This window comes from Streptomyces cadmiisoli (assembly GCF_003261055.1).
Lineage (GTDB): Bacteria > Actinomycetota > Actinomycetes > Streptomycetales > Streptomycetaceae > Streptomyces > Streptomyces cadmiisoli.
In genome coordinates, this window is sequence record NZ_CP030073.1 from 4881934 (window position 1) to 4894398 (window position 12465).

A 12465-nucleotide genomic window follows, 5' to 3' on the forward strand; every position below is an offset into this window, starting at 1 on the left:
TTCGGGGCGCCGGCGTGCGGGGGTGGGGGGCGGGCGGTGCCCGGCCGCGCGGGGCACCGCCCGCGGCGGCGTACGAGGGGGCGTGCCGGGCGGTCCGTCCCGGTTTCCGCGGCGGTCGGCGAAACTCGAAGGCCGATCCGTGAACCGATCGTCCGGGCTCGTCCGATGAGGAGATGTGAGCGACACCAGAAGTGACGGGGACCTGCTGCGGGCCATCGCGGCGGACCGGGACCGTCATGCCTTCGAGGAGCTGTACCGGCGGTACGCGCCGTGGCTGTCGGCGCGGCTGCGCGCCCGCTGCGCCGACGCCGGAACGGTCGACGACGTCGTCCAGGAGACGTTCCTCGCGGTGTGGCGGGGCAAGGCGCGCTACCGCGAGGAGGGCGACGTGGCGGGCTGGCTGTGGCGGATCGGCTCGCGGCGGCTGGTCGACACGCTGCGTGGCGAGGGGGCGCGGGGCCGGCTGCGGCAGGCGCTGGCCCGGCTGCGGCACCGCGACGAGGCCTCCGCGGAGGAACGCGTGCTCGCGGGGGTGGAGCACGGGGACCTCGCGGGGGCCCTCACCCGGCTCTCGCCGGAACTGCGGGCCGTGCTCCAGGCGACCGTCGTCGACGGTCTGAGCACCCGGGAGGCCGCGGTCGTCCTCGGCATACCGCCCGGCACGGTCAAGACGCGGGCCATGCGTGCCCGCAAGCAACTGCGGGAGGCGCTGGCCTGATGTGGCACGTGGACGAACAGGACCTGCGGGCGTACGGGCGCGCTGAGCTCGCGCCGCCCCTGCTGTGGTCCGCAGACATGCATCTGACCGCCTGCGCCGACTGCCGGGCCCGGCTCGCCGAGCTGGCGGACCAGGCCGTGCTGGACGCCGGCTGGGAGCGGCTGGACGCCGAGCTGGACGTGCCGCGGCGCGGGCTGTTCGAGGGGCTGCTGGTGCGCCTGGGGCTGGCCGACCACACCGCGCGGCTGCTCGCCGCGACCCCGGTGCTGCGCGGCTCGTGGCTGATGGCGGTGGTGTTCGTGCTGGTCATGACGGTGCTGGCGGTGCACACCGCCGGCTCGCCCCGGTTGTTCCTCGCGCTCGCCCCGCTGCTGCCGCTGGCCGGGGTCGCCCTGTCGTACGGCCCGGCGCTGGACCCGACGTACGAGATGGCCGTCGTCGCTCCGATGCACGGCTTCCGGCTGCTGATGATCCGCACCGTCACGGTGCTCACCGCCGTTCTGCTGCTCAACGGACTCGCCACGCTCGCCCTGCCCGGGTACGGGCTGATGGCGCTGGCCTGGCTGCTGCCCGCGCTCGCCCTCACCGGGATCGGGCTGGCGCTGACGCCCCGGCTCGGTCCGGTCCTGGCGCCCGCCCTGACCGGCGGCGTGTGGGTCGCCGTGCTGCTGGCCGCCGCGGTGGTGGCGGACGGGGCGTGGCGCGTCCCCTTCACCGCGGGCGGGCAGGGCGTCGCGGCCGCGGTCGCCGCCCTCGCCGCGGGGCGGCTGCTCCTCGCCCGGGACCGATTCGACTTCTCCTCAGACCGTTCGCCGTTCTCCGGCCCTCGTCACGGAAGTGCCTCATGATCTCGACCGTCACCGCCTCCGGGCTCTCCCTGCGCTACGGCGGCACACCCGCCCTGGACGGCGTCTCGCTGCGCCTGGGCGAGGGCGTCACCGGGCTGCTCGGGCCGAACGAGGCCGGGAAGACCACGCTGCTGCGGGTGCTGGCCACCGCCGTGCCCGCCGACCGGGGCGCCTTCACGGTGCTCGGCCACGACCCGGCGACGTCCGCCGGCCGGCAGGAGGTGCGGCGCGCGCTCGGCTACCTGCCGCAGACGCCGGGCTTCCACCCGGACTTCACGGCCTTCGCGTTCGTCGACTACGTGGCGATCCTGAAGGAGCTGACCGACCGCGCCGCCCGGCACCGCGAGGTGCGGCGGGTGCTCGACGCCGTCGATCTGGGCGACGTGCGCGGCCGGCGCATCAAGAGGCTGTCCGGCGGGATGCGGCAGCGGGTCGCCCTGGCCGCCGCGCTCATCGGCGATCCCGGTTTCCTCGTCCTCGACGAGCCGACCGTCGGCCTGGACCCCGAACAGCGGATGCGGTTCCGCGAGCTGATCGCGCAGGCGGGCGAGGGCCGGACGGTCCTGCTGTCCACCCACCAGACGGAGGACGTGGCGCTGCTCTGCCGCCGGGTGATCGTCATGGTCGCCGGCCGGATCCGCTTCGAGGGCACCCCGGCCGAACTCACCGACCGCGCCGCGGGCCGGGTGTGGAGCAGCACCGAGCGTGATCCGGGCGCGCGGGCCGGCTGGCGCACCGGCACCGGCAGCTTCCGCAACCTGGGCGATCCGCCCGCCGGCGCCGCACTCCTCGAACCGTCCCTGGAGGACGGCTACCTGCTCACCCTCGACGACGCGGACGCCGAGGTGGCCGCATGACCACGACCCTCGCCGAGGCCCCGGCCGAGCACGCCGCGCCCCCGGACGCCCCGCGGCGCGCGCGGGTCGTACTGGACCTCGCCCGGTTCGAGACGCGCGAACTCCTGCTCCAGATACCGGTGTTCGCCTTCCTCGTCCTCTACGTCGGCTACAGCGGCTGGAAGATGTTCTCCGGCGGCGACGCGGACGACTTCCCCGTGCTGCACTACGTCGACCGTGCCACCCAGTCCCGTCCGCTGCTCCTCGGCGTGGCCGTCCTGGTCTGCGCCAACCGGGCCGTGCTGCGGTCGCGGCGCAACGGCACCGACACCCACTTCGACGTACTGCCGCTCCGGCCCTGGCTGCGCACGCTGGCGCACGCCCTGTCCGTCGTGCCGATCGCGCTGATCACCGCGCTCGTCGTCACCCTCGAGTTCACCTGGGCGGCGCTGAAGCCGGGTTCGGTGGGCCACGGGTCGGTCTTCGAACTCGCGGTGGGGCCGCTGACCGTGCTGCTGTGCGGTGTCGCCGGCGTGCTGTTCGCGCGCTCGGTGCCTTCCTCGTTCGCGGCGCCGCTGCTCGTCGTCGGCGTCCTCATGGGCGGCACCTTCCTCTCGGCGACCACGAGCGACGCCCGCTGGCAGCGGTGGCTGTGGCCGGACGCCGACGAGACGGGCGCGGCGCCCTTCCCCTCCGACCTGCTGGGCCGCCCCGCCGCCTGGCACGCGCTGTACCTGACGGGGCTGATCGTCCTGCTGGGCTGTGCCGCGCTGCTGGTGAGCGGCGGCCGTACCCGCACCGTCGCCGCGGTGACCGTCGCCGCGCTCGCCGCCACGGGCGCCGGTGTCGCCGGGCAGTCCGCGGCGGAGCCGCCCGCACTCCTGGCCGCGCGCACCAAGGCCTCCGTCACCCCGGAGAAGCTCCACACGTGTGTGCCGCACGGCGCCTCGCGGTACTGCGCCTTCCCCGAATGGAGCGGCCGCACCGCCGACTGGGCCGAGGTCGTCGACCGGGTCCAGGGCCTCGCGGGCGGTACCGCGGCGCGCGAGCGGCTCACGGTGCGGCAGCGCGTCGAGGCCCGCTACGGCCTCCGGGACGACGCCGCGCTCACGGCGTCCCGCACACCCGGCGAGGTCACCGTGGGCACCGAGTGGGGCGGCAACCGGGTGCCCGAGTTCGCGGTCGGCGTGGCCTCCGTGCTGGTCGCCGGGAGCGAGGAGGCCGCGCTGGAGGTGTGCGACGCCCGGGTGGTGACGGTCATGTGGCTGGCCCTGGGAGCGGAGAAGGACCCGATGTCGGCGCTGCGCAATGTCCGCCTGGACGACAGCGTCGAGGGCTCCGCCCTCGCCCTGGCCCCGACGAACCCGGTGGGCATGAGCGCCGAACAGACCCGGATCGTCGTGGAGCTGCTCCAGCGGCCCCGCGGCGAGGTGGCCGGCACGGTACGCGCCAACTGGACGGAGCTGACGTCGCCGCGGACCTCGCCGGCCCGGGCGGCGCAGCTGCTGGGCGTGCGGGCCCCGGCGCAGGGGGTGGGCGCGGGTGACTCCTGCGACTGAGCGCGTGCCGCGAAGCGACCGCCGGACCCCGCCCTACGCCGTGCCGGCCGCGCTGTCCGGGCCCGTCTGGCGCGGCATGCCCCGCACCGCCCTGGCGGCGGGCGCCGTCCTCGGCCTGCTGCTGCCGGCGCTGCCGCGGCTGTTCGGCACGGAGCCCGACGCGTGGCTCGGCGTCAACCTGCTGCGGGCCGCCGCACTGTGCGGCGCCCTCGGGCTGGCGTTCCTGCTGGACGACCCGGCCCGGCACACCACGGCCGCCGTACCCGTGCGCCGCTTCGTGCGCGTCGCGCTGCGGCTGGCGTTCACGGTGCCGCCGGCCGCTCTGTGGTGGACGGCGGCGCTGTACCTGCTGCCCGCCGAGTCGCGGCCGCCGGTGGGCGCGATCACGCTGGAGGCGGCCGGATCGGCGGTGGTGGCCCTCGCGGCCGCCGCGCTGGTCGTCCGCCGCACGGACCGGGCCGAGCCCGGTGTCACGGCCGCGGCGGTGCTCCTGCCCACCGCGCTCGCCGTGACGCTGCTGGTGCCGGACCGCTGGGCGCTGGTCGTCGCCCCGGGCGACCCGCGCTGGGAGGCGGCGCACGAACGCTGGGCGGTGGTGCTGGTGGTGGCGGCGGCCGTCTTCACGGCGTGCCTGCCGGAACCGCTGCGACGCGGATGGTTCACCCGGCGCCGCCGCCCGTCGGCCGGGAGCGCCTCCGGCTTCTGACGGCGGGACGGGCGCGGGACAGGCCACCGGACCTCCGTCCGTCCGCCGGTGGGCCCGGGCAGGACCCTCGGTCCCGGCGTGGCGCTCCCGCGGCGCCGGACCGCCGGAGCCCGCCCGCCTCCGGAGCGTCGTACCTTGCGCTACGTCACGTCTCCGAGCGGTACATCAGGTCCGTCTCGTGGGTCGTGAAGCCCATTCCCTCGTACACGGCGACCGCCGCCTTGTTGTCCGCGTCGACGTACAGCATCGCCGTCGGCAGGGCCTGCGCGGCCAGGTGGCGCAGGCCGACCGAGGTGAGGGCCTTGCCGAGGCCGAGGCCCTGGGCGGCGGGGGCGATGCCGAGGACGTAGACCTCGCCGAGCTGCTCCTGGGCGTGGACCTTGGTCCAGTGGAAGCCGACGAGTTCGTCGCCGCGGAAGGCGAGGAAGAAGCCCGCCGGGTCGAACCACGGTTCGGCCTTGCGGTCGTCGAGGTCCCGCTGGGTCAGGGCGCCCTGCTCGGGGTGGTGGGCGAAGGCCGCCGCGTTGACGGCCAGCCAGGCGGCGTCGTCCTGCCCGGGAACGAAGGTCCGCACGCTCACCCCGTCGGGGAGCCGCGGCTCGGGCAGGTCCAGCTCCGCCAACGGGCGCCGCATCTGACGCAGTTCCCGGAAGAGGGTCAGGCCGAGCACCTGGGCGAGGTGCCGGGCGGCGGCGTGCCCGCCGTGCGCCCACACCCGCAGCCGTTTGCCGGAAGCGGCGAGCAGGGCCGAGCCGAGCGCGCGCCCGTGCCCGTGGCCGCGGTGCGCGGGGTGGACGACCAGTTCGGCGGTGGGCGCCTCGACCGGGTCGGTGTCCTCCAGCTGGGCGTAGCCGACGAGTTCGTCGTCGACGGCGAGCAGCAGATGGGACACGCCCGCGCGCTCACCTCCGCGGATCTGGAGCCGGCCCTGCTCGGACACCGCCTGCTGGCCGTCGCTGTCCGCGGCCCGCGCGAGCAGGTCGAGCACGGCCTCGGTCTGCTCCGGGGAGAGCGCCGCGCGGGTGTCGATGGAGCGGGAGTGGCCGGATTGCCGCGGGGCCCTGTCGTCGCTGGTCATGCCTACGAGGGTAAAGGGCGCACCGGGCAACGGGGCGACAAGGGTAAATCAGGATGTAACCATTAACCCCCTGTCGCGCTACGCGCGTTGACCCTAGGCTGCGGCCGATCGGACAGGGCTCTCGGACAACCCACAGGGGGAGCGCATGCCAGCCACATCTCAGCCCGACCGCGGCGCCAGACGCCGTACGACCCGGCTGCTCGCCGCCGCGGCCGCGATCGCCACGGCCGGAGCCCTGGCGGCGGCGCTGCCGTCGAGCGCGAGCGCGGACGACCGCAGCGGCGGTGACCGGCACGGCCGCTACCAGGACGTGCAACTGCTCTCCTTCAACGACCTGCACGGCAACCTCGAACCGCCGGCCGGTTCCTCCGGCAGGGTCACCGAGCTGCGCCCGGACGGCACGACGGCCACCGTCGACGCGGGCGGCGTCGAGTACCTGGCGACCCACCTGCGCACCGCCCGCCAGGGCGAGAAGTACTCGATCACCGCGGCCGGCGGCGACATGGTCGGCGCCTCCCCGCTGATCTCGGGCCTGTTCCACGACGAGCCCACCATCGAGGCGCTGAACAAGCTCGACCTCGACGTCACCTCGGTCGGCAACCACGAGTTCGACGAGGGCGCCAAGGAACTGGCCCGCCTTCAGAACGGCGGCTGCCACCCCACCGAGGGCTGCTACACGGACAAGCGGTTCAAGGGCGCCGACTTCCCCTACCTCGCCGCGAACGTCATCGGTGAGAAGACGAAGAAGCCCATCCTCGACCCGTACTGGGTGTGGAAGAAGAAGGACGTCAAGGTCGGCTTCATCGGCGTGACCCTGGAGGCCACCCCGGACATCGTCTCCGCCGAGGGCGTCAAGGGCCTGTCCTTCGAGGACGAGGTCGAGACGATCAACAAGTACGCCAAGATCCTCCAGCGGCAGGGCGTGAAGTCGATCGTCGCGCTGATCCACGAGGGCGGCTTCCCGGCCTCGTCGTCGTACAACTACGACTGCGACGCGCCCGGCGCGGGCGACGGGATCTCCGGCCCCATCGTCGACATCGCCAAGAACGTCACCCCGCAGGTCGACGCGCTGGTCACCGGCCACACCCACAGCGCCTACGTGTGCACCGTGGACGACCCGTCCGGCAAGCCCCGCATGGTCACCTCGGCCGCGTCCTTCGGCCGCCTCTACACGGACACCACCCTGACGTACGACCGCTGGACCGGCGACATCGTCCGCACGGCGGTGAAGTCCGCGAACCGCGTCGTGACCCGCGACGTCCCCAAGGCGCCGGACATGACCGCGCTGATCGGCAAGTGGAACACCCTGGCCGCGCCCATCGGCAACCGCGCCATCGGCCACATCTCCGCCGACATCCCGAGCACCGGCACCGAGTCCCCGCTCGGCGACCTGATCTCGGACGCGCAGCTCGCCCACGGCAAGGCACTGGACCCGCAGACCGACCTGGCGCTGATGAACCCCGGCGGGATCCGCGCGCCGCTGACGTACGCGGCCAGGGCCGGTGAGGGCGACGGTGCGGTGACGTACGCGGAGGGCTTCACGGTCCAGCCGTTCGCCAACACGGTCAACCTTCAGGACTTCACCGGCGCGCAGCTGATCCAGGTGCTCAAGGAGCAGGTGAGCGGCGCCAACACGGCCTCGCCGAAGATCCTCCAGGTGTCGGCCGGCCTGACCTACACGCTGGATCTGACCAAGTCCGGCGCCGACCGGGTCGTGGCCGACTCGATCCGGCTGAACGGCGCGGCGATCGACCCGGCGGCCACCTACCGCGTCGCGACGAACAGCTTCCTCGCGGGCGGCGGCGACGGCTTCCCGACGCTGGGCCAGGGTACGAACGACGTCGTCGGCTCGGACGACCTGACCGCCCTGGAGCAGTACCTGACGGCCAACTCCTCGGCCACGAACCCGATCGCGCCGCCGGCGGCGGACCGGATCACGGTCGTGCAGTAGACCGCGGCCGGGCGGCCCGACGAAACGGGCCGCCCGGTGCGTGGAGCGCTGCCCCGGCTGACCCGCCCCGTTCTCGCCGACCGGCTCTCCCTCGGCTTCCGTCTGCCCGAGCCGGAGGCGGGGGAACTGCGCCTGCGTGAGGTGCGGGTGGAGAAGGACGGGATCAGGGTGCGGCCGGCCGGTGAGGGACTGTCGGTCGGGTCCTGAGGGAACCGGCCGCGGGGCCGCTCCTCACGGGGTCTCGGGCGGCGGCGTCGGCGCTCCCGGCAGCCGCACGGTCACCACGGTGCCGCCGCCGTCCGCCCGCGCCAGGGTCACCTCGCCGCCCGCCTGCCGGACGGTGCGGGCGACGATCGACAGGCCGAGCCCCGAGCCGGGCAGCGCCCGCGCGGACGGTGAGCGCCAGAAGCGGTCGAAGACGTGCGGGAGTTCCTCGGCGGGGATGCCGGGCCCGTGGTCGCGGACCGTGAGCGCCCCGCCGGTCAGCCGCACCTCGATCGTGCCGCTGCCGGGACTGAACTTCACCGCGTTGTCCAGGATGTTGACCACCGCCCGCTCCAGCGCGGTCGGCTCCGCGCGGACGAACCAGGGGTGCAGGTCGGCCGTGATCGTCAGCTCCGGGCCGCGCAGCCGCGCCCGGCGCAGGGCGGACTCCACGGTGTCCGCCAGAGCCACCACCTGGACGCGTTCGCCGCGCTGGGCCTCCGAGCGGGACAGTTCCTGGAGGTCGCCGATCAGCGCCCCCAGCTCCGTCATCTGCGCCTTCACCGAGGCGAGCAGCGCCTTGCGGTCCGCCGCCGGCAGCGGGCGGCCGGTCTCCTCGCTGCGGGTCAGCAGCTCGATGTTGGTCCGCAGGGAGGTGAGGGGCGTGCGCAGTTCGTGCCCCGCGTCCGCGATCAGCTGCTGCTGCAGCTCGCGGGAGCTGGCCAGGGCCGACGTCATCGAGTTGAAGGAGCGGGAGAGCCGGGCGATCTCGTCGTCGGTGTCGTCCTCCACCGGGATGCGGACCGTCAGGTCCTCGGTGCGGGCCACGTGCTCGACCGCCTCGGTGAGCTTGTCGACGGGGCGCAGACCGGCACGGGCCACGGCCAGTCCCGCGGCACCGGCGCCGACGACCCCGATACCGGAGACGACGAGCAGGAGCAGGGCGAGTTCGTTCAGCGTGGACCGGGTGCCGGCCAGGGAGACGCCGAGGACCAGCGCGGAGTCCTCGGCGACGTACTGCTCGCCGGGGGCGCTGCCCTTCACCATGAGCGGTGTGGTCAGCACCCGCACCGGCTCGCCGTCGTTGCCGGTGCCGTTGCGCAGCGTCCCGGTGCTGCGCGGGTCCTTGGCGATGGCGGTGTCGCTGCCCGTGACCTTGACGGTGCCGGCCGAGTCGGGGAAGGGGCAGGCCTCGCCGGTCGACTTCACGATCTGGAGGTAGCTGCCCGAGGGGCCGAGAGGGCCGGTGGCGGGCGGCTGGCCGCAGGCGCTGAGGGCGGCCGCGACATGGATGCGCGAGACGGCGCCGACGGATGACCGGAGGTCGTTGTCGATCTCGTCGTAGAGCTTTCCCTGCACGATGAACCAGCACGTCACCGACACCGCCGCGACCGCGAACGCGACCGCCGCGGACACCAGCATGGACAGCCGCGCCCGGATCGGCAGGACGTGGAAGCGGTGGACGAACCCGGTCACTCGGCCCCGCCCTGGCGCAACACGTACCCCACGCCGCGCACCGTGTGCACGAGCCGCGGCTCGCCGGCCGCCTCGGTCTTGCGGCGCAGGTACATCACGTACACGTCCAGCGAGTTCGACGACGGCTCGAAGTCGAAGCCCCACACCGCCTTGAGGATCTGCTCCCGGGTGAGGACCTGGCGCGGATGTGCCATGAACATCTCCAGCAGGGTGAACTCCGTGCGGGTCAGCTCCACCGGCCGCCCGGCCCGCGTCACCTCCCGCGTCGCGAGATCCATCCGCAGGTCGCCGAAGGCCAGCGCCTCGTCCTGCGGGGCCGCGCCGGGCCCGCCGGCGTAGGAGCTGCGCCGCAGCAACGCGCGGATACGGGCGAAGAGTTCGTCCAGTTCGAACGGTTTCACCAGGTAGTCGTCGGCGCCCGCGTCGAGCCCGGTGACCCGGTCGCCGACGGTGTCGCGGGCCGTCAGCATCAGGATGGGGGTGGTGTCACCGGCCGCGCGGATGCGTCGCGCGGCCGTCAGGCCGTCCATCCGGGGCATCTGGATGTCGAGGACGACCAGGTCGGGCCGGTACGCCGCCGCCTTCTCCAGCGCGTCCGCGCCGTCGACCGCGACCAGGGTGTCGTAGCCCTCGAAGGCGAGACTGCGCTGGAGTGCCTCACGCACCGCGGGCTCGTCGTCGACGATGAGGATGCGCTGGGTGTCACGGTCGCCTTCGACGGGGCTCATGCTCGGGTCCTCGGGTGCGATGGGGGCGGGGTCCGACGCTTCAGCGTCGCACGTCCGGGGGTGTTCCCGGAGAGGTGCGCGGGGATCGGCCGGAGTCAGCCGCCGGCCCCGGCCCGCAGGCTCGCCAGGTCGGACTTCACGGTGTCGACCGGGATGGCGAAGCCCAGGCCGACACTGCCCGCGTCGGCGGCGGAACCGGCCGCCGAGTACATCGCGGAGTTGATGCCGATGATGTTGCCGTTCATGTCGATCAGCGCGCCGCCGGAGTTGCCGGGGTTGAGGGACGCGTCGGTCTGGAGGGCCTTGTACGTCGTGGTGGACGACCCGGTGTCGCCGTTGAACTCCCGGCCGCCGAACTCGAACGGCCACTGCCCGCCCGGCTGCTGTTGCTGCCCCTCGCCGGTGGAGACGGTGACGTCGCGCTCCAGCGCGGAGACGATGCCGCTGGTGACGGTGCCGGTCAGCCCCTCGGGCGAGCCGATCGCCACGACCTCGTCGCCGACCTGCACGCCGTCGGAGTCGCCGAGCGTGGCCGCCTTCAGTCCGGAGGCGTTCTCCAGCTTGATGAGGGCGAGGTCCTTGCTGCTGTCGGTGCCGACGACCCGCGCCGAGTACTCCTTGCCGTCGCTGGTGGTGACCTTGACCGCGGAGGCACCGGAGACCACGTGGTTGTTGGTGATGATCTCGCCGTCACCGGTGATGATCACGCCGGAACCGGTGGACGAGCCGGCGTTCGTGGCGGCTTTGATCTCGACGATGCTCGGGCTGACCGCCTTGGCGACCCCGGCGACCGTGCCCCTCTGTCCCGTCGGCACGACGTTGGTGTCGGTGCTGCTGGAGGCCACGACGTCGTTGCCGGTCAGCTCCTGGATGCCGTAGGCGGTGCCGCCGCCGATGGCCGCCGCGACGACGGCGACCGTCACGAGCAGCGCGGCCGGTCCCCGCCGGGCGCGCTTCTTCGGCCGGGGCGCTGCCACGGGCTCGGTGAGCGAAGGGGTGGGCGCCCCGGGCCCGAACTGCGCCGTCGACGGGCGGTAGGCGGGCGGGGGCGGCCACTCGGGGTTGACGGGAGAGGGGGCGTACTGCCGGCCCTGGTGCGGGTCGTCGCCCTGGTACGGGTTCTCGTACTCGCCGCTGCGGCGGATGCTCTCGGTCATGTCCACGAGCTTGTCGGCCCACGATGAGAGCTTGCTGAGTGCTCCCTGAGAAGCCCGACAGAACCGCGTATGCCCGATATAAAGACGCTTCCCGCGGCCGTGAAGACGCTTCCCGCGGCTCGCCGCCCGCTCTCACGGACGGGCTCGGAGGACCCCGGTGCGGGGGCTCACTCACAGCCGCAGGAGCGGCGCACCACCAGCCGGGAGGGGAAGACCTTCAGCCGCTCGCGCCGCGAACCCGCGACCTTCAGCCCGTCGTCCAGGACGAGGTCGACCGCGGCCCGCGCCATCGCCGAGCGGTCCGACGCGATGGTGGTCAGCGGCGGGTCCGCCAGGGCCGCTTCCTTGATGTCGTCGAAGCCGGCCACGGCCAGTTCGCCGGGGACGTCGATGCGCAGCTCGCGCGCCGCGCGCAGCAGGCCGATGGCCTGGTCGTCGGTGGAGCAGAAGACGGCCGGCGGGCGGCGCGGGCCGGAGAGGATGTCCAGCGCCACCCGGTAGGCGTCGTAGCGGTTGTACGGCGCTTCGAAGAGGCGGCCCTCGGTGGAGATGCCGGCCTCGTCCATCGCGCGCCGCCAGCCCTCGACGTGGTCGGAGACCGGGTCGCCGACCGCGGGGGTCTCGGCGGTGCCGCCCATGCAGGCGACGTACGGGTAGCCGTGGTCCAGCAGGTGGCGCACGGCGTCCTTGGCGCCGCCCAGGTCGTCCATGACGACCGCGGCGTCGTCCATCGCCTCGGGGCGTTCGTGCAGCAGCACCACCCGGGCGTCCCAGGCGTCGATCTCGGCGGCGGCCAGGTCGTTGAGCGCGTGGCTGACCAGGATCAGGCCCGAGACCCGCATCCCCAGGAAAGCGCGCAGGTAGTGGACCTCTCGCTCGCCGACGTAGTCGCTGTTGCCGACGAGCACCATCTTTCCGCGCTCGGACGCGGCCCACTCGACCGCGTGCGCCATCTCCGCGAAGAAGGGCTGGCGGGCGTCCGGCACGATCAGGCCTATGAGGTCGGTGCGACGCGAGGCCATGGCCTGCGCGACCCGGTCCGGCCGGTAGCCGAGCTCCTTGATGGCGGCGAGGACACGCTCGCGCGTGGCCGGGGCGACCGGCCGGGGTCCGTTGTTGATGACATAGCTGACTACGGCGGTGGACGTCCCCGCCAATCGTGCTACGTCGTCCCGAGTCACCTTGGCCACGCGCGGAGTCTACG

At 73.9% G+C, this 12465-nt stretch carries 11 protein-coding genes and 1 pseudogene; 7 read left to right on the forward strand and 5 right to left on the reverse strand.

Translation table 11 applies throughout. From position 1 onward, the window contains the following. Positions 1-175: 175 nt before the first annotated feature. From DN051_RS21130 to DN051_RS21150, 5 genes are read left to right on the forward strand one after another with little or no spacing between them, the layout of a single operon-like run. Positions 176-718, forward strand: a complete 543-nt coding sequence (locus DN051_RS21130; RefSeq protein ID WP_053759667.1) for an RNA polymerase sigma factor — start codon at positions 176-178, stop codon at positions 716-718. Next, the gene (locus DN051_RS21135; RefSeq protein ID WP_053759741.1) at positions 715-1566 is read left to right on the forward strand and encodes a hypothetical protein; all 852 of its coding nucleotides are present in this window, start codon (positions 715-717) and stop codon (positions 1564-1566) included. Before DN051_RS21130 ends, DN051_RS21135 begins: the two co-directional genes overlap by 4 nt. After that, positions 1563-2423 (forward strand): ABC transporter ATP-binding protein, encoded by an 861-nt coding sequence (locus DN051_RS21140; RefSeq protein WP_112439296.1) that lies wholly within the window; start codon positions 1563-1565, stop codon positions 2421-2423. Before DN051_RS21135 ends, DN051_RS21140 begins: the two co-directional genes overlap by 4 nt. Then, positions 2420-3961, forward strand: coding sequence for an ABC transporter permease (locus DN051_RS21145; protein WP_112439297.1), 1542 nt, complete (start codon positions 2420-2422; stop codon positions 3959-3961). The genes DN051_RS21140 and DN051_RS21145 overlap by 4 nt, the downstream gene beginning before the upstream one ends. Before the next feature lie 4 nt (positions 3962-3965). Beyond that, positions 3966-4667 (forward strand): ABC transporter, encoded by a 702-nt coding sequence (locus DN051_RS21150; protein WP_246040646.1) that lies wholly within the window; start codon positions 3966-3968, stop codon positions 4665-4667. Positions 4668-4812: 145 nt separating this feature from the next. Here DN051_RS21150 and mshD read toward each other — a convergent pair whose 3' ends face one another. Then, positions 4813-5745: a mycothiol synthase gene (mshD, locus tag DN051_RS21155; RefSeq protein WP_112439298.1), complete on the reverse strand. Its 933-nt coding sequence runs from the start codon at positions 5743-5745 to the stop codon at positions 4813-4815. Between the two features lie 145 nt (positions 5746-5890). Here mshD and DN051_RS21160 point away from each other — a divergent pair, with 145 nt between their 5' ends. Then, positions 5891-7696, forward strand: coding sequence for a bifunctional metallophosphatase/5'-nucleotidase (locus DN051_RS21160; RefSeq protein ID WP_112439299.1), 1806 nt, complete (start codon positions 5891-5893; stop codon positions 7694-7696). Positions 7697-7741: 45 nt separating this feature from the next. Then, positions 7742-7903: pseudogene (locus DN051_RS21165) on the forward strand (DUF2993 domain-containing protein); the annotation flags it as partial. 24 nt (positions 7904-7927) lie between these two features. Here the strand turns inward: DN051_RS21165 and DN051_RS21170 are convergent. The 4 genes from DN051_RS21170 to DN051_RS21185 all read right to left on the reverse strand — a co-directional run bounded on the left by DN051_RS21170 (position 7928) and on the right by DN051_RS21185 (position 12451). Further along, positions 7928-9322 carry a HAMP domain-containing sensor histidine kinase gene (locus DN051_RS21170; protein WP_112442366.1) on the reverse strand — a complete coding sequence of 465 codons (1395 nt, stop codon included), beginning with the start codon at positions 9320-9322 and terminating at the stop codon, positions 7928-7930. A 50-nt stretch (positions 9323-9372) separates the two neighbouring features. After that, entirely contained in the window at positions 9373-10104 is a 732-nt protein-coding gene (locus tag DN051_RS21175) for a response regulator transcription factor (RefSeq protein ID WP_112439300.1), read from the reverse strand. Between the two features lie 95 nt (positions 10105-10199). After that, the gene (locus tag DN051_RS21180) at positions 10200-11261 is read right to left on the reverse strand and encodes a S1C family serine protease (RefSeq protein WP_053759673.1); all 1062 of its coding nucleotides are present in this window, start codon (positions 11259-11261) and stop codon (positions 10200-10202) included. A gap of 167 nt (positions 11262-11428) precedes the next feature. Next, on the reverse strand, positions 11429-12451 hold the full coding sequence (locus DN051_RS21185; protein WP_053759674.1) for a LacI family DNA-binding transcriptional regulator: 1023 nt from the start codon (positions 12449-12451) through the stop codon (positions 11429-11431). Between the last annotated feature and the right edge of the window lie 14 nt (positions 12452-12465).